Origin of the sequence: Litorivita sp. NS0012-18 (genome assembly GCF_040371945.1) — a bacterium.
Lineage (GTDB): Bacteria > Pseudomonadota > Alphaproteobacteria > Rhodobacterales > Rhodobacteraceae > Litorivita.
In genome coordinates this window covers 67619-83831 of record NZ_BAABWS010000005.1, presented here as the reverse complement: position 1 = coordinate 83831, position 16213 = coordinate 67619, and the positions used below count along the sequence as shown (strand labels likewise).

Annotated in this window: 17 protein-coding genes; 3 read left to right on the top strand and 14 right to left on the bottom strand. The window is 59.2% G+C overall.

Annotated elements, in window-relative coordinates:
* Window positions 1-35: 35 nt before the first annotated feature.
* Window positions 36-488, top strand: a complete 453-nt coding sequence (locus ABWV64_RS15120; protein WP_353346750.1) for a rhodanese-like domain-containing protein — start codon at window positions 36-38, stop codon at window positions 486-488.
* Window positions 489-2615: a protein-disulfide reductase DsbD family protein gene (locus tag ABWV64_RS15115; RefSeq protein WP_353346748.1), complete on the top strand. Its 2127-nt coding sequence runs from the start codon at window positions 489-491 to the stop codon at window positions 2613-2615.
* Between the two features lie 5 nt (window positions 2616-2620).
* On the opposite strand, the gene ABWV64_RS15110 is transcribed toward ABWV64_RS15115, so the two are convergent.
* The 6 genes from ABWV64_RS15110 to ABWV64_RS15085 all read right to left on the bottom strand — a co-directional run bounded on the left by ABWV64_RS15110 (window position 2621) and on the right by ABWV64_RS15085 (window position 9616).
* On the bottom strand, window positions 2621-3280 hold the full coding sequence (locus ABWV64_RS15110; RefSeq protein ID WP_353346746.1) for a DUF3047 domain-containing protein: 660 nt from the start codon (window positions 3278-3280) through the stop codon (window positions 2621-2623).
* Window positions 3277-4044: a MauE/DoxX family redox-associated membrane protein gene (locus tag ABWV64_RS15105; protein WP_353346744.1), complete on the bottom strand. Its 768-nt coding sequence runs from the start codon at window positions 4042-4044 to the stop codon at window positions 3277-3279. Before ABWV64_RS15105 ends, ABWV64_RS15110 begins: the two co-directional genes overlap by 4 nt.
* Window positions 4045-4067: 23 nt before the next feature.
* Window positions 4068-5030 carry a DUF305 domain-containing protein gene (locus ABWV64_RS15100; RefSeq protein WP_353346742.1) on the bottom strand — a complete coding sequence of 321 codons (963 nt, stop codon included), beginning with the start codon at window positions 5028-5030 and terminating at the stop codon, window positions 4068-4070.
* Between the two features lie 80 nt (window positions 5031-5110).
* Window positions 5111-6637: a multicopper oxidase family protein gene (locus ABWV64_RS15095; protein WP_353346740.1), complete on the bottom strand. Its 1527-nt coding sequence runs from the start codon at window positions 6635-6637 to the stop codon at window positions 5111-5113.
* 56 nt (window positions 6638-6693) lie between these two features.
* Complete coding sequence (gene cueR, locus ABWV64_RS15090) at window positions 6694-7092, bottom strand: Cu(I)-responsive transcriptional regulator (RefSeq protein ID WP_353346738.1); 399 nt, start codon at window positions 7090-7092, stop codon at window positions 6694-6696.
* Between the two features lie 13 nt (window positions 7093-7105).
* Window positions 7106-9616, bottom strand: coding sequence for a heavy metal translocating P-type ATPase (locus ABWV64_RS15085; RefSeq protein ID WP_353346736.1), 2511 nt, complete (start codon window positions 9614-9616; stop codon window positions 7106-7108).
* A gap of 155 nt (window positions 9617-9771) precedes the next feature.
* Here ABWV64_RS15085 and ABWV64_RS15080 point away from each other — a divergent pair, with 155 nt between their 5' ends.
* A complete protein-coding gene (locus ABWV64_RS15080) occupies window positions 9772-9978 on the top strand; it encodes a heavy-metal-associated domain-containing protein (protein WP_353346734.1) in 207 nt (68 codons plus the stop codon).
* A 316-nt stretch (window positions 9979-10294) separates the two neighbouring features.
* Here ABWV64_RS15080 and ABWV64_RS15075 read toward each other — a convergent pair whose 3' ends face one another.
* From ABWV64_RS15075 to ABWV64_RS15040, 8 genes are all read right to left on the bottom strand, one after another.
* Window positions 10295-10984 (bottom strand): L,D-transpeptidase, encoded by a 690-nt coding sequence (locus ABWV64_RS15075; protein ID WP_502902679.1) that lies wholly within the window; start codon window positions 10982-10984, stop codon window positions 10295-10297.
* Window positions 10985-11057: 73 nt separating this feature from the next.
* Window positions 11058-11786, bottom strand: coding sequence for a DsbA family protein (locus tag ABWV64_RS15070; RefSeq protein ID WP_353346732.1), 729 nt, complete (start codon window positions 11784-11786; stop codon window positions 11058-11060).
* A 1-nt stretch (window position 11787) separates the two neighbouring features.
* A complete protein-coding gene (locus tag ABWV64_RS15065) occupies window positions 11788-12273 on the bottom strand; it encodes a c-type cytochrome (RefSeq protein WP_353346730.1) in 486 nt (161 codons plus the stop codon).
* Window positions 12270-13655, bottom strand: a complete 1386-nt coding sequence (locus tag ABWV64_RS15060) for a multicopper oxidase family protein (protein WP_353346728.1) — start codon at window positions 13653-13655, stop codon at window positions 12270-12272. Before ABWV64_RS15060 ends, ABWV64_RS15065 begins: the two co-directional genes overlap by 4 nt.
* 9 nt (window positions 13656-13664) lie before the next feature.
* Window positions 13665-14504 carry a c-type cytochrome gene (locus ABWV64_RS15055; RefSeq protein WP_353346784.1) on the bottom strand — a complete coding sequence of 280 codons (840 nt, stop codon included), beginning with the start codon at window positions 14502-14504 and terminating at the stop codon, window positions 13665-13667.
* Between the two features lie 69 nt (window positions 14505-14573).
* Complete coding sequence (locus ABWV64_RS15050; RefSeq protein WP_353346726.1) at window positions 14574-15149, bottom strand: c-type cytochrome; 576 nt, start codon at window positions 15147-15149, stop codon at window positions 14574-14576.
* 24 nt (window positions 15150-15173) lie between these two features.
* The gene (locus ABWV64_RS15045; RefSeq protein WP_502902682.1) at window positions 15174-15488 is read right to left on the bottom strand and encodes a c-type cytochrome; all 315 of its coding nucleotides are present in this window, start codon (window positions 15486-15488) and stop codon (window positions 15174-15176) included.
* Window positions 15489-15613: 125 nt separating this feature from the next.
* Entirely contained in the window at window positions 15614-16162 is a 549-nt protein-coding gene (locus ABWV64_RS15040; RefSeq protein ID WP_502902681.1) for a L,D-transpeptidase, read from the bottom strand.
* Window positions 16163-16213: the final 51 nt, after the last annotated feature.

The following is a 16213-nucleotide window of genomic DNA, read 5'->3' as shown; positions in this document are numbered from 1 at the left end:
AGGCCGACAAGTGCGTGACGAGAATTGGAGATACCATGAATAGAAGACAGTTCTGCGCGCTCGCCGCTGCGATGGTGTTGCCTAGTGTCACACGGGCTGCGACCCGCGAAATTTGGTCGGCATCAGAAGTTGCCGAGGCGCTCAATGAGGAAGCAATAACTCTGCTGGATGTTCGCACTCGTGCCGAATGGGCAGAGACGGGCCTTGCGAGGGGAGCCTGGCCGGTCAACATGCACGAGCGAGGCTTTGAACAGCGGCTCTTTGCGGCACGTGATCTCGCGGCTGGACGGCCCGTCGCGCTGATCTGCGCCACTGGCGGTCGCAGTGCGCAGCTATTGGCAGCCCTCAAACGTGCCGGATATACCGGCTTTATCGATGTCTCCGAGGGAATGCTTGGCTCGCGCCGCGGTCCCGGTTGGATCGCGCGTGGTTTGCCGATCACCGATCTCGAAACGGCACTCGCAGCGATGCCGCAAGCGCTGCGCTGAATGGCGGAAGAGGCGGTGACACCGCGATTGAAATGGTTTGCTACGCGCATCATGGCCATATTCGCAGTGTGGGTTACGCTCGCACATCTGGATGTCGCGCAAGCCGCCGAGTCGAATGTTTTTGAAAACCCGGCGGTCACCGCTCGCCTGATTTCAGCCGAGGATGGCATCACACCGGATGCAGCCTCTGCCTCTCTCGGACTGGTTCTTGAATATGGTGAAGGATGGAAAGGGTATTGGAGAACGCCCGGCGAGGTGGGTCTGGCCCCGGAAGTTGGCTGGAAAGATTCTTCCAATTTCGCTTCTGCCGAAATCCTGTGGCCTGCACCGGATCGCTTTGAGGCCTTCGGCATCGAGAACTTCGGGTATTCTGGCTTAGTCGTCCTGCCGATCCGAGCGACGCTGAAAGACCGTGGCAAGCCCTTGCAGCTTCGCGCCAGCGTGACGCTCCTGACATGTTCCGATGTCTGCGTCCCTCATGCCTTCGATCTGGCTCTGGATGTACCGAGCGGCACTGGCATTGATCAAGTGTCCGCCGACGCAATCGCAACTTTCGTTGCGCGCGTTCCGGCGAACGCGGACGAAAGCGATATCAGGATCACGACCGTGGCCCATGACGAGAAGTCTTCTGCACTCGTTGTCACAGCCGAAAGCGACCGACCATTCGAGATCGTCGACGTCTTTCCCGAATTCGGGCCTCTGGTGACGTTCGGCAAGCCTGATATCCGGCTCAACCGCGATCGATCAGATTTATGGGCTCGCATTCCTCTGAACGCGTGGTCGGACGAGCATACAACCCCGTTCCTTACGGTGACAGATAGCGGACGGGCGGTCACAGCTCCGGTGGTTTTGAGTACCGACGTCCCTGCCCCGCCCTATGAAAGAGCATCATCGAGTGCCAGCGCACTTCAGTTGGCAACGATCGCTGCGATCGCCTTTCTGGGAGGTCTGATCCTGAACGTGATGCCCTGTGTATTGCCTGTCCTGTCGATCAAGCTCGCTTCGGTTCTGAAAGCATCAGGCCAATCTCAACGGATCATTCGGAACGGGTTTCTGTTTACCGGAATGGGTGTCCTGACATTCGTCTGGATGCTCGCGATATTCGTTCTCGGCCTCAAATGGGTCGGCGTGTCGGTTGGCTGGGGTATCCAGTTCCAGAATCCCGTCTTCGTAGCACTGATGTTCATCGTGATTGCCATTTTTGCAGCCAACGTGTTCGGATTGTTTGAGATTTCCCTGCCGTCTGGCATGCAGAATCGCCTCGGGGCGAACAGTACACGTTCCGGGTATGCGGCTGATTTCGGCACCGGTCTGCTTGCCGCCGTTCTGGCAACCCCGTGTTCTGCGCCGTTCCTTGGGACAGCGATCACCTTTGCCTTGGCAGGCGGCGCGACCGATGTGCTCGTCGTCTTCACCGCTCTCGGGATCGGACTGGCGTCGCCCTACCTGTTCATTGCGGCACGCCCCGCCTTGGTCGAGCGTTTGCCCCGCCCTGGCCGTTGGATGCTGTTCGTTAAAGCCGGCCTTGGGGCTCTCCTGTTAGCGACTGCCGGATGGCTGCTTTTCATACTTGTTGGGCTAGCGGGGTGGCCTGGCGCTGCGCTCGTCGCCGCCTGCACCACTGTTCTGATCCTGCTGCTCAAGACAGGTCGGCCACGCGGAGCTTCTAGAAGCAGTCTGGTCGCCGCGAGTCTCATACTGCCCCTGATCTGGGTCGGTTTGTTCACGCATAAATCCCGGCCCGAAGATCCGACAGCGAAAACCTACTGGCAGGCGTTCGAGCCGCAACAGATCGCAAGATACGTGTCAGAGGGCCAGACCGTGTTTGTGGATGTCACCGCCGATTGGTGCCTAACCTGCAAGGCCAACAAAACGCTCATCTTGGATCGTGGGCCGATTGCTGGCAGGTTGAGCGACGAGACGGTAATTGCCATGCAGGCCGACTGGACCCGACCGAATGACGAGATCGCCCGCTTCCTTGAACGCCACGGACGCTACGGCATTCCTTTCAATATCGTGTTCGGCCCAGCGGCGCCGTCCGGTGTGGTGCTGCCAGAAGTTCTGACGCAAGCAGTTGTCATTGATGCGCTGGCCGCTGCTTCAACACGAAAACCCGGAAACGAATGACGAGACTATTTCAGAACCAGGTTCGCTACTGAAGCGACAATCCTACCATCTGTGTCGTCGCTGTCGGCCGATATGGCCAGACCAATCAGTGTACCAGGATCATCGCCGAACGCTGCTCTGAAATCTCCTGCCAGATCCACGCTTTCCCGATGCTCCCCGGAGCCGCTTGTACGCAGGACTTTGGTGCGCAGCCGTGGAGAATATGGGCTGGGCAAAATGGACCCGACTTCATGTGCCCCACCCCACACATAGATAAGAGCGCGGGCGGATTCTTCGCGCAAAATCCGCCTGGCGTTTCCACCAGAAAGTGCGTCGGCGCGGGTTTCATCCACAAAGACGAAATAAACTGACAGATTGCGATCGTCGCTCCCCTTGACCGTCAGATCCGTCGCAGTGACGCCCTCTTGCACGCGCCACGCCCATCTGGCCTCAACAGCGTCTCGTTCAGATTGATCGACCGGCCGCCACAAGAGTGAAACTGTCCCATTGGAAACCACGTCCAGTTGTCCTCCTCGCTGGACGTAGTCGTTGGAAAACAGCCTTAAGAACCCCTGCTCCCTCCAGCTGCCGTCGAACTCCACGAGCGCTTCGGCAAACCCCAGCCCAGGTTGCAGCGCAAGCAACGCCGCGAAGATCGTCCTTCTCGTATCAATCACGTTTTTCACAACCACCCAAGTGCGCGTGCAGGCATCCACAGCCCCATGAAAATCATCATCAAATTCTCGGTCAGCGACACAAATCCCAGTGGTACATTCGAGCCTCCGCCGACGCAGGCGCACTTCAACTCCCGCTTGTCGATATAGACCGCTTTAACGACCGAAACAGCGCCTATGGTCCCGATAATCAATGCAACGGGCGCGCTTATCCAAACGAGAGCACCGGCGACCATGAGAATGCCAGCCAACGCCTCGCCAAATGGGTATACATATCCGTAACGGACCCACCGTTGCGCCAATAGATCGTAGTTCAAGAACATCGTGGAGAAACCTTCGACATCCTTCAGCTTTTGAACCGCGAGAAAACACATTGAGATTGCGATGAACCACTCAAAGGCGCGTAAGGTGAAAATGGACCCGAAGGAAGCCCAGCTCAGCCCGAGCGCCATTAGGAAAGCAACCGAGAAGATCGCGATGACGGGTTGATAGGTGGTTTCGTCCGCTCCTCGCACCTCCTGTCCAAAACGCTTCCGGAGCGCGTCGTACCCACCAATACGTTCACCGTTGATGAAGGTTTGAGGCGTCGTCTCGACGCCGTGCTCCTTCTTGAATGCGTCGGTCTCCGCGCGAGACGTGAGGTGGTGGTCCTCTACCTCGTAGCCCTCCCGCTCAAGTAAATCCTTCGACTTGAGCCCGTATGGGCAGAGGTGATCCTTCATCACCATTCGATAGAGAACGGCTTTTTTCGAATCGGATACGGTATCTTTCGGCATGATCAGCTCCTGTCGGTTTGACGTCACGCGTTGCAGCGTGTCCAGCCGATGAACCCGGCTCGGGATCCGGCATCGAGCGTGTAAATCAGCGTCGACTTGGCAAGTGCGTCGTCCGAAGACCCGTCCTCGGTCGGCGTTATGGAAACCGCCATCCCATCAGTCGAAAGCGAGACAGCGCCATCGCTCGCAGTCTCCGAGGCCGAGAGGCGGATCAGGTCGCCGCTCAGCTTCATCAGAGCCACCGCTTCGCCGTCGACGTCGCCCATGGCAACAGTAGGTTCGGCTGTGGCGGTGAAGTTGAACGTGCAGGCCGCGCCATCGGGAAACAGCTTGGCGATATCGGCCTCGGTCAGGAATTCCGGATCAATGGCGGCAACCATGGCGGTCGACAGCGCCTCCGAAAGCGGGACGATCTGTGCTTCAGGTGCCTCCTCCTCGGTCCCGTCGCCATTTGCCTCGATATCCTCGATCAGGTATCGCATTTCAGCGATTTCCTTGTCTTGCGCATAAACGATTTCATCAGCAAGCTTCTGGACGCGAGGGTCTGACAGGTTCGATCGCGACGACGTCATGATCGCGATGGAATGGTGCGGGATCATAGCGCGCATGAAGCTGGTGTCGCCAATTGTAACCTGGCTTCGAACAAGCCAGAGAGCCCCAGCAAAAACGACGATTGATCCGAGATAGATTGCAGCGTTCATCGCCTTGCTCTTGTACATACCGAGCATGAAGGTCAGCATTACAAGGGCCATGGCCGCACCCATCACGAAGGCCATGTAGAAGCGTGTTTCGGACCAGAACAGATGAGTCCACTGGTAGGTATCAAAGTACATCAGAGCGAGCATGATCGCCGTCGACGTGCCGATCATGGCAAAGAATTTGCCATAGGATGACGTCGAATGCCCCGATGCTTTGTCCCCCGCAATCTGCCGCGCACCGTGTGAGGCAGTCGCTGCTTGAGTATTCTGATGCGTTGCGTCAGACATGATGATCCTCCGAAATAGTTTCTACAGAAACAACCCTCCAGCGCTGGAGGGTTCCGAATAATTAGGATTATCTTTTCTTTTCAGGGGGCTCTGACATCCAGTTCCGTCATCATGCCCGTCGCCATATGCGCCATATGGTGACAATGTAGCATCCACGGCGCCACTTCGCCCGCGTCGAAGGCGACGGTCACCATTCCCATCGCGGGGACATGAACTGTATCGCGGACAGCGCCTGCGATGCGGGTTCCGTTGATGTCAACGACCTGGAAGACATGACCGTGTAGATGCATCGGATGCGCCATCATCGACATGTTGTGAAACATCATTTCCACCCGTTCGCCCTGAAGGACCGCAATCGGTGTGTGGCGTCCCCAAAGCTGGCCGTTGATCGTCCAGGAATAGGGCGCCATCGCCCCGCCGAGCATCACCATATGGGTCCGGTCCGGGCGCTTGATGTCGAGCGGGTGCCTCGCACGGAGAGCTAACTCCATCGCAACATCGCCTGAAAACGCGGGATGCGTGCTGTCGCTTTGGTTTGCCAGCTTTGAAACTTCAGCGCCCGCTGGCGCAAGGATGAGCCCGGTCCGTTCCTGTGCGCCCTCGCGGAGAGCGAGAACCGGCACCGCCAGCCCGCTTTCAGGCATCGTGAGTTCGATATCCACCCGTTGTCCCATCGCAAGCCCGAACCGCGAGCCGCGCAGGGGCTCGACCGGGTCTCCGTCCACAGCTACCAGATCGCCCTGCACATCTCCGAGATCAATCCAGAACGCAGTCATCGAAGAAGCGTTGATGATGCGAAGAAGAACACGGCCCCTCTTATCAACCCGCACAACCTCAGGATCGTCGAGTGTCCGGTCATTCGCAAGATACGCGTCAAACTCGAAATCATTCAGGTCCATAGCCATGCCGCCATGACCCATGCCGGGCATCGCCATCGCACCATGATCCATTCCGGCGCTGCCAGGTACCTGCATGGGGTCCGCACTGTGGTTACCGATTATCCGACGCGGCGTCGCTTCCATGCGGCTGCCATGCTGAACCATACCGTGATCCATCGCAGCGCCAGAGGTAAAATCCGCCAGAATCTCTTCCCCGGACCTGAAAGAGAAGTCATGCAGGAACATCACCACTTCCTGCCGATCGCTTCCCGCGTCCTCGGCGCTGCGCACGATGAGGGGCGCTGCCAAAAGATCGATCTCCTGAGCCGGAACATGGCTGTGCATCCAATAGGTGCCCGGGCGCGGCACGAAATCGAACATCCGGCTGGACCCCGGTGCGATCATGGGCGCGGTGTTTGAAACACCGTCCATGGAGTTCGGCGGAATCTGTCCGTGCCAGTGCACGATGGTCTCATCCTGTAAAGCGTTGCTCAGTTCGACCCGAAAACGTGCACCGGGATCCAGAACCAGACCGGATCTTCCAGACCCATCCAGAATTCCTTTGACCGTCGCCGCCCTGCCCCCAATGTCGAGCGTTCGGGTGGTGACCTGAAGATTATTCGCGCCCATCTGCGCGTTGACCGGGCTGCCGAAACGCGCCGGAAGAACTGCCATGCCGAGCATCGCCGCAGAGCCCGAGAGGAAGGTGCGCCTCGAAAGAGACTTCATTTTCTGATGCTTTCAAAAGGGCGCTTTCGCCCGTTGCTACACGCTGGTGTCGTCGTTCAGGCTCCCGCCGGGCCGCCCGCCAGATCGCTAAGGATCGGACAGTCCGGGCGATGGTCGCCGTGGCATGACCTGACCAGATGCGAGAGTGTCTCGCGCATGGATTGAAGCTGCGCGATCTTGTCGTCGATCGCTTTCAGGTGTTCTTCAGCGACCGCCTTGACTTGCGCACTTTCCCGGCTTTCGTCCTCATAGAGACTGAGCAAAGTCCGACAGTCCTCGATGGAAAATCCGAGAGCGCGGGCGCGACCGAGAAATGCGAGCTTGTGCAGATCGGTTTCGCGAAACGCCCTGTAGCCATTGCCACTTCGTTGCGGGCGCACTAGCCCGATATCCTCGTAGTAGCGAATGGTCTTCGGCGGGATGCCCGAGCGTTCCGCGACTTCTCCGATGTTCATGGGTACGAGCCTCCTATTCCGCTGGTTGGGTCTTGGTTTGCGGGATATGCCTGCCAGGTGAACGTTGTTCGTTCATCGCCGGCGCGATGCGGCGCAGGCGCAGGGCGTTGGTCAGGACCGATACCGAAGACAGCGCCATCGCACCCGCTGCAAAGACCGGCGACAGCAAAAGCCCGAACGCCGGGTACAACACCCCTGCGGCCACCGGGATCAATGCCACGTTGTATCCGAACGCCCAGACCAGGTTCTGCCGAATATTCGACATCGTCCGCTTGGACACCTCCACCGCATTCACAACACCGCGCAGATCGCCCGACATCAGAACCACGTCGGCCGACTCGATCGCCACGTCCGTACCGGTGCCGATGGCGATGCCGACATCCGCATGTGCAAGCGCGGGGGCGTCGTTGATGCCGTCGCCCACGAAAGCGATCTTGCGTCCCCCTGCCCTAAGGTCATCAAGCGCCGCGACTTTGCCGTCCGGCAGCACACCAGCGATCACATGGTCGATCCCGGTCTCACGTGCGATGGCCTCCGCCGTCTCCTGCTTGTCGCCGGTGATCATGGCGACCTGAAAGCCACGGTCATGCAGGGCGGAGATCGCAGCGCGGCTTGCGGGTTTCACCGGATCGGCGACCGCGATCACGGCGGCCAACCTACCATCGACCGCTGCATAAAGCGCAGTACGACCGCAACTGGCCAAATCCTGTTCGGTGTTGATGAGAGCGGAGATCTCGACATTCTCGCGGAGCATGTAGCGATCTGCGCCGACCATGACCTCCTGACCGTCGACCATGGCCGCGACCCCGTAGCCGGTCACCGACCGGAAACCCGAGGCAGACGGAACACTGATACCTTCACTCCGCGCACCACGGACGATGGCTTCGGCAATCGGGTGCTCTGACTGGTCCTCTACGGCGGCGATCTGGGCGAGTACGCGTTCCCGGTCGAAATCTTCGGCGACGACCACATCCGTCAGCGTTGGTTTGCCTTCTGTCACCGTGCCTGTCTTGTCGAGCGCGACCACGTCGACATTCGACAGCTCCTGAAGGGCGTCTCCTTTGCGGAACAGCACGCCCATCTCGGCCGCCCGGCCCGTTCCCACCATGATCGAGGTCGGGGTGGCCAGCCCCATGGCACAGGGACACGCGATGATGAGCACGGAGACCCCGGCCACCAGCGCAAAGGTGATCGCCGGATCGGGGCCGACCACCAGCCAGATTACCACCGTCAGGGCGGCCAGGGCCATGACGGCAGGGACGAACCAGAGCGTGACGCGGTCTACGAGCCCCTGGATCGGCAGTTTGGCGCCCTGCGCGTCTTCAACCATACGGATGATCTGCGCGAGCGTCGTATCAGCGCCGACGCGAGACGCCCGGAAAGTCAGGCTGCCCGTGCCGTTGACCGTACCGCCGGTTATCGTTGCGCCCGCAGCCTTGGTCACAGGAACAGGTTCGCCGGTGATCATGCTTTCATCGACGTTGCTTGATCCCTCGAGGACCTCTCCATCTACCGGAATGCGCTCGCCTGGACGTACAAGGATCGTGTCGCCCTTTCTCAGCACATCGACATCCACCTCAACGGTTTCACCATCGCGGAGGACACGCGCGGTGCGCACCTGTAGCCCGAGAAGGGCCTGGATCGCGGCGCCTGTCCGCCCTTTGGCACGTGCCTCGAGCCAGCGGCCAATCAGGATCAGCACAACAATGACAGCGGCGGCCTCGAAATAAACCGCACGCACACCCTCTGGCAGGAGTCCAGGCAGGAAGGTGGCGACGATAGAGTAGCTCCATGCGGCCCCCGTTCCCACGGCGACAAGACTGTTCATGTCTGGTGCGCCGCGCAGCAGCGCCGGTATGCCCTTGGCAAAGAAATGCCGCCCCGGGCCGAACAGGACAATGGTCGCCAGAACGAACTGGATGATCCAGGAGGTTTGCGTCCCGATGCTGTTTTCGATGGCCATATGAAAAGCCGGGATCAGGTGAGACCCCATTTCCAGCACGAAGACAGGAAGGGTCAGCGCAGCTGCTAGCAAGACGTTGCGGCGCAGCGTATCCGCTTCCTCAGCCTTGCGTTCGACGCGTGACTGGCTGGCGTTCGCTTCAGCGACTTCCGCCGGGTAGCCAATGGCGGATGTCGCGGCCATCAGTTCGGCAGGTGTAACCGCTCCTTCGAGGTACTCAATTACCGCAGTTTCTGCGGCAAGGTTCACCGTGACCGACAGTACACCTGGCACATCTGCGAGCGCTTTGTCGACTCGCCCAACACAGGACGCGCAAGACATGGACGCGATGTTCAGAGTGATTCGGGCCGTACGCGCCGGGTACCCCAACGTGTCGAGCGCATGCGCGGCATCTTGCAGACGGTCCGGGCTATCGACCGACAGGCGTGCCTGTTCTGATGCGAGGTTGACCGAGACATCCGAAACGCCTGGCAAAGCTGAAAGGGCCTTTTCGACACGGCCCACGCACGACGCGCAGGACATGCCAACGATGCTCAATGTGGTGTGCGTGTTATGGGTCATAACGAATCCCTTCGAATTGGCTTCGATCCTGACATAGGGCTTCCAGTCACTGGAATCTCAAGGGGTAGGATGCAATTTTCTTGGAGCCAATTTCTTTTGTTGCCTTCCACCAACTGGAATCTCTATCTGATCTTCAATCTACGAAAGGACCTCGCATGAAATTCCACGTTCCTGATATGAGCTGCGGCCACTGTGTGGCCACGATCGAAAAAGCGCTGAAAGCCGCAGACCCGACGGCAACCCTTCGGACAGACTTGGACGCACGCACGGCAGAAATCGAGACGGCGGTCTCATCCGATGCCATTTCTCAAGTTCTCGCGACTGCCGGGTATCCTTCGACCGCCCTGGAGGGCAGTCAGTGAAAATGAAGGTTCGGACCAGACCGGCCTTTATAGCCTTGAACACGGTGGCAGTCGCGCTGGCATTGACCGGTTGCGCGACAGCACCAGCTGTCGATGCGGACGGGGCTTTCACGGAATTGCCCGAGCCACTTGTCGGTCTCGCTGCGCCCTACCAGAATCTTGCCAAGGTGCGGCTCGATCCGAATGACAATTGCTTTTGGTATCTACACGATGGTCCTGTCGAAGCGACGTGGCTCCCGTTGAGAACATCCCGGGGCAATCCGATTTGCCAAGCCGCCAGCTAACTCCAGATACTGCCAGCGCACAGGTCTTGAATTCAGCCGCCTATCACATCTTCGGGCGGGTAAAGGTGCGCGGTCTTGCCGGTTTCAACATTCGGATAGAGATCGTTGATATGCGCCATGATCATACGGACACATCCAGAGCTCGCGCGACCGCCAATCGATCTCGGTTGCGGTGAACCATGGATACGCAGATAGGTGTCCCTGTTCCCGACGTAGAGATAGAGCGCACGCGACCCCAAAGGGTTAGTCGGGCCTGCGTCCATTCCGTCCGCATGCTGCGCGTACAAATCTGGATCACGTTCAATCATTTCATCCGTCGGACGCCAAGTCGGCCACTTGGCCTTGCGCCGGATCGTGTAGACGCCAGGTTCGTACAATGACCCGCGCGCGATCGCCACGCCGTAGCGCATGGCCGTGCTGCCGCCTGGCTCGATATGATACAGGTACCGCGCAACGGCATCGACGTGGATGTCTCCCGGGATAAGGCCAGCCTTTGCTTCGACGCGAACCGGAAGAAAACGTGGAGGAACCCCCCATGGATTGGATGATGATGGCTCGTATCCGGGGGGAGTAACTTGCGCATCCCAAACTTCCCACATGTCTCGCGGAGATGAGGGTGATGCCGCCAGTGGCATGGCGAGAGGTCCAGAAAAGAGCATTGTCGCTCCGACCAAAAAGTGTCGCCGCGGCAAACGGGTTATTGCTGTATCTCTGTCACTCATCTTACCTGCGTTCAGTCGCTGAAAAAGTCTTGGTTAGGTATCGGCTGCTCTGCCACGTGCAATTTGCCCGCAACTATTGTCCCGCAGCGCGGGCTTCCTCGGCAAGTTGGATCATCTGGTCCGCTTCGATGACGCCGGGCACCAGAGCGTCGCCGATTACGAATGACGGCGTGCCGTTAAAGCCAAGCGCGCGGCTGAGTTCCATCGACGCCGCGATATGCGCATCGATCTCAGGCGCCTCCATGTCACGTCGCAGCTGTGCGATATCCAATCCGACCTGTTCCGCGACTTGAATGACAGACGCTTCTTCTGCCCGCCCTGCCATTCCCATCAGAGCCCAATGAAACTCTTCGTATTTGCCCTGCTCCCGCGACGCGAGCGCCGCGCGCGCTGCGAAAACGGACCCGTCGCCAAGGATCGGCCACTCCCGATAGACCAGACGGACATTCGGATCTTCTTCCAGCAGTGCTTCAATGTAAGGCTTCACCCGACGGCAGTAGGGACAGTTATAGTCGAAAAATTCGACGACCGTTACATCGCCCTCTGGGTTACCGAGAACTGGCGCGTTCGGGTCGTTTTCCAAAAGATCGCGATTGTCCGACAGAACAGTTGCCGCAGCCTCGGCTTGGCGCTGCTGTTCCCGCTGCTCGATGATCTGCACCGCCTCGAGAACGATTTCGGGGTTTTCGCGAATGGCCTCGAGAACAAGTTCCTTCACGCGATCTTCGCTCAAGCTCTCCGCTTGCGCGGCAATCGGGACGATCAGGGCCATCACCGCCACCAGTTTCCAAACCAAATTCATGTCAATTTTCCCTCTTCCGCGTCTCACCTTCGGTTCGCACGGCTTGCATCTCCTGCACGCGCTCCGGCCATGTCGACTTGATGTATCCAAGAATGTTCCAGATCTCCTGGTCTGAGAGTTGATCACCGAAGCCGGGCATGCCGCCGTCGAATTCCATACCCTGAGAAGCCATCAGCGCGCGGCCCCCGAGTTTCGTGTACTCCAAAAGAACCTGATCTCCGTGATGCCATGTGTGGCCGGTCTCGTCGTGCGGAGGTGCCGGCAGGCGACCGTCTTCGCCCGGGCTTCGCCAGTCATCCTGCCCTTCCAGATTGGCCCCATGGCAAGCCGCACAATTCTCAGCGTACAACGCCTCACCCGCCGCAATATCCACGTCTTCCGGCATCACACCAAGACCCGAGCCTGCTGCATCCGCCGTCCAGAAAAAAGCTCTGGCTAAAGCAACAAGGACCAAGCCTACCCCGAGGATCGCCGTTCCCCGGATCATGCCACTTCGATCCAGGTCATCATGCCGGCGGCCGCATGCGACAGCATATGGCAATGCAGCAGCCACTTGCCGGGGTTGTCCGCCACAAAGGCGATATCTCGGACCTCACCGCGTTCCAGCAACGTGGTATCCCGAAGCGGGCCAAGGCTGCCATCAGGCGATATCTCGTGGAAGTGCATGCCATGCAGGTGCATTGCGTGGGGGAACACAGTGTCATTGGTGATCTTCAGACGCACTGTTTCGCCGTGTGATAAGGATGCGAGTGGCGCACCGTCCAAGCCGCCGACGCTGCCATTGAACGCCCAGAAGTTTCCAGATTGCATCATTTCGCGCATCGACGACATCCGCCCACCCATCATCGCGCCACGCATGCCGCCCATCGCGCCGCCTTCCATGAGGAGACTCAGATCGCGGGCCCCTGCCAGTTGGGGCATGGCGTGGTTGTTCGGTGGAAGCGGCCCCGGCGCGGCTCTTCGCGACTTGGCACCGTCACCTGTCACTTCGAACGCGACCTGCGAGAAACTCTCATTGCGGTCGAACTGCACGATGTGCCCTGCCCCACCCGTCTCGGAAGTAACATCGACGATAAGGTCGATTCGCTGCGCGGGAGCCAGCAGGAAGGTCCCCTCGACCTCCCGTGGCTGGGCCAGGGGCATGCCATCCAAGGCGACAATCCAGCCCTCGAGACCGTCCAGTGCCAGCTGGAAAATACGCGCGTTCGACGCATTGATCAGGCGCAATCGAAGACGCTCATGACGATTGACCGGTTTGGACAAGTTGTACTTGCCGTTGGTCGTGATGTAATTCCCGAGCCGCCCCGCATGGCTCAGATCATGCATCGCCCCGAACGTCTCCGCGATCTGAGCCGTGTCGGGATCAATGAGCCAATCGTCGAGAACCAGGACCTCTTCGTGATCGATGTCGAGGGGGTCGGGCTCTTCGACGATCAAAGCGCCGTGTAAGCCGCGCGCCACCTGCTCGAACGAGCGGTTGTGCGCGTGGTACCAATAGGTCCCCGCATCAGGCACAATGAAATCGTAGTCGAATGATGTTCCAGGAGCGATCGCTTCCTGGGTGAGACCGGCCACACCATCCATGGAGTTGTCGATGCGGATGCCATGCCAATGTGTCGAAGTCACGTCGGGCAGACCGTTCACCAATCGCCTTTGCACCCTTGCACCCTGCACTACCCGGATTTCCGGCCCCGGCGCCATGCCTTCAAAACCCCAGATACGCGTTGAGCCGTAGTTTTCCGGCAAAAGCTGAATATCGGCGACACGCGCGTTCAACTCGGGCGAAGCGGCCGCGGCACTTCTCGCCCCAAGGGCAGCGAATGCTGTTCCTGTCGCGATGAACTGTCTTCGGTTGAGTTTCAGGGTCATCAAGTGCTCTCAGTTCTCGGACAAGTCGTTGTCCATGATATAGCTTGCCATCGCAGCGAGGTCGGCATCACTCAGAAACGCTGTTCCATAATTGACGACTTCTGCCATGCTTCCCCCAAAAACATCGCCTTCGGGTGTGATCCCAGTGCGCAGGGCATAGGCCAAGCTGTCCACGTCCCAACCCCCGGCCTGTAGATCGGAGGCCAGAATGGAGGGCGCGCGCTTGTCACCCGGTAAGCTGTCGTTTCCGGCGAAGATGCGGCTCGCGATCCGCGCGCCTGCCAAGTTCCGGTCCGTGTGGCAGGCACCGCAATGGGCAGCCCCCCTCACGAGCCACTTTCCGCGATTCCAGGCCTCGCTGCGGCCTGCCTCTGGAGCTGTATCCGGCTCCGAAAGGTAGGCGGCGCGCCAAAGCTTCAATCCCCAACGTTGATCGAATGGGAACCCGGCCTCGTGTTCAAGCGATGGTTCTGGGACCGCAGGGACGGTTTGGAATGCTGCCCAGAGGTCGGCGATGTCCTGGTCCGTGAAGCCCGCGTAGAAAGGGTATGTGAAGGTCGGATAATACGGGTCACCGGTAGGCGAAACACCCTGCCGGACGGCCCGCGCGAAATCGGAAATTGTCCAGGCCCCCATCCCATGATCGGGATCGGTCGTCAGGTTTGGCGGATAGAATGTCCCGAAGTCGGTCTCAAGAGGTGCGCCTCCTGCCAAGGGCGCGCCGCCTGCCTCGAAATCACTGTGACAGGCAATACAACCGGAGGCGCGTGCAAGATATGCGCCGCGATCAACATTGCCTTCCAGTTCCTGAAGCGCGCTCGGAGGTTCGACTCCGATCGGCCAGGCCATCAGGCCAGCAACGCTGGCCAGACCCAATACACCGACGAGCAGCAAAGACTTGAACAGGCGCGACACGCGTCAGTTATCCTCTGCGCGAAACTTCTGATGACAGGCCGAACAGGTCTGCGTCACGGCCATGAACCCGGCATTGACCGGCATTTCAGCCAGCATCTCTGTGGTCATCATCTGCGTCGGAGCGGCACCCATCATGGTCTGCCCGGTTCCCATCATACCCTGGCCGGATCCCATCATGCCACCACCCGGCATCTCACCCTGCCCTGCCAAACCATTGTCGGCCGCCAGTTTCATACCTTCAGCACTGGTCCGGAGCGCTTCTGCCAGCGCCGTGAACTCTTCCCAATCCTCCCAGATTGTATCAAGCGCCTCGGAAGGTTCCCCATTCGAGCCCTCAGGGAACAATTCGGTCATTTGCGCCCCGGCGTGCCCGATCATCGTATCGGCGGCATTACGCACGACGTCAGGATCGTACTCGGTCTGCCCGCGCATCATGGGTGCGAGACGTTTCATCTCGTCTCCCATCTCGCCCATCGCGTCCATTCGTTCTTTCATCACACCGGTCGCACCGGAATGCGCCAATGCGGCCAAGCCAACTGATGAAGCAACGAGGGCCGTCATCCAAATTCTTACGTTCATGTTGCTTCTCCTTCTGCTCGGTTCTCAGTTGATACCGTTCGCCCGTTGCAGCTCACGGACATAGGCAATGATCATTTTCACATCTCCATCCGTCACGCCTTCGACCGCCGGCATATTTCCAAAGCGCCAATGATGAGCCCGCACCCCGTTCTTCGCCGCCAGCAGAAACGCTGCGTCGCCATGGTGACTGGGCTCATAGATCTTGTGCACAAGCGGTGGCGCCACGCCGTCCTGACCGGCGGCATTTGCGCCATGGCACACCGCACATTTCGCTTCAAACGCCACTTTTCCGATTTCGGCGTTGGCCGAGAGCGTATCTGGAACCGTGACATCCACCATTGCCGGGCCAGGGCTATCCGAGACATTTGCAGCAACCGGAGTGTTGGTGTCGTTGCTCCCTGACCACCAAAAGCCCAAACCCAGCAATGCCGCCAGTGCGAGTGCGATGACAGTGTACTTTCCCATCAGATCAGCTTGACCTGAGTACCAACGGGAACACGATCGAACACTTCCTCAATATGCTCGTTGTAGAGGCCGATGCATCCGTTTGAGGATCGCCGGCCAATCTTGCGCGTATCCTGCGTGCCGTGAATTCGATAGTACTGCCACGAAAGATAGAGCGCGCGCGTTCCAAGCGGGTTCTCCGGGTCACCGCCCGGAATACGTGCAGGCCATTCCGGGTTCCGTTCGCGCATTGAAGGTGTCGGCGCCCAACTCGGGTTTTCTCGCTTTTCCACGACTTCGGTATACCCACGCCGCGTCAACTCCTCCGACATCGGAACAGAGGTCGGGTAGAGTCGCATTTCTCCATCAGCCGTCCAGTGTTGGAGCACTTTCGACGACGTGTCCGAAATGATCACTCCGACCCCGAGCGTGTCAAAGTGGTCTTCCCAGGCGTGGGTCCGAAAAGATGAAATGTTCCGACGTACAGCGTCGCTTGTTTCTGCCGCCGAAATGGATGGCGAAAGCATTACCGCCGCCCCCAAGCTTCCTGTGAAAGCTCGCCGGGACATCGCAAATCGGTTTCTTGTCTGCATGGTTGTGCCTCATATCCATGTCGAACG

Excerpts from the sequence above, each read along its gene's own strand:
- ABWV64_RS15120 (WP_353346750.1), top strand. The coding sequence starts at position 36 with ATGAATAGAAGACAGTTCTGCGCGCTCGCCGCTGCGATGGTGTTGCCT.
- ABWV64_RS15115 (WP_353346748.1), top strand. The coding sequence starts at position 489 with ATGGCGGAAGAGGCGGTGACACCGCGATTGAAATGGTTTGCTACGCGC.
- ABWV64_RS15105 (WP_353346744.1), bottom strand. The coding sequence starts at position 4,044 with ATGCCGAAAGATACCGTATCCGATTCGAAAAAAGCCGTTCTCTATCGA.
- ABWV64_RS15100 (WP_353346742.1), bottom strand. The coding sequence starts at position 5,030 with ATGTCTGACGCAACGCATCAGAATACTCAAGCAGCGACTGCCTCACAC.
- ABWV64_RS15095 (WP_353346740.1), bottom strand. The coding sequence starts at position 6,637 with ATGAAGTCTCTTTCGAGGCGCACCTTCCTCTCGGGCTCTGCGGCGATG.
- cueR (WP_353346738.1), bottom strand. The coding sequence starts at position 7,092 with ATGAACATCGGAGAAGTCGCGGAACGCTCGGGCATCCCGCCGAAGACC.
- ABWV64_RS15085 (WP_353346736.1), bottom strand. The coding sequence starts at position 9,616 with ATGACCCATAACACGCACACCACATTGAGCATCGTTGGCATGTCCTGC.
- ABWV64_RS15080 (WP_353346734.1), top strand. The coding sequence starts at position 9,772 with ATGAAATTCCACGTTCCTGATATGAGCTGCGGCCACTGTGTGGCCACG.
- ABWV64_RS15075 (WP_502902679.1), bottom strand. The coding sequence starts at position 10,984 with ATGAGTGACAGAGATACAGCAATAACCCGTTTGCCGCGGCGACACTTT.
- ABWV64_RS15070 (WP_353346732.1), bottom strand. The coding sequence starts at position 11,786 with ATGAATTTGGTTTGGAAACTGGTGGCGGTGATGGCCCTGATCGTCCCG.
- ABWV64_RS15065 (WP_353346730.1), bottom strand. The coding sequence starts at position 12,273 with ATGATCCGGGGAACGGCGATCCTCGGGGTAGGCTTGGTCCTTGTTGCT.
- ABWV64_RS15060 (WP_353346728.1), bottom strand. The coding sequence starts at position 13,655 with ATGACCCTGAAACTCAACCGAAGACAGTTCATCGCGACAGGAACAGCA.
- ABWV64_RS15055 (WP_353346784.1), bottom strand. The coding sequence starts at position 14,504 with ATGGCCTGGCCGATCGGAGTCGAACCTCCGAGCGCGCTTCAGGAACTG.
- ABWV64_RS15050 (WP_353346726.1), bottom strand. The coding sequence starts at position 15,149 with ATGAACGTAAGAATTTGGATGACGGCCCTCGTTGCTTCATCAGTTGGC.
- ABWV64_RS15045 (WP_502902682.1), bottom strand. The coding sequence starts at position 15,488 with ATGGTGGATGTCACGGTTCCAGATACGCTCTCGGCCAACGCCGAAATC.
- ABWV64_RS15040 (WP_502902681.1), bottom strand. The coding sequence starts at position 16,162 with ATGTCCCGGCGAGCTTTCACAGGAAGCTTGGGGGCGGCGGTAATGCTT.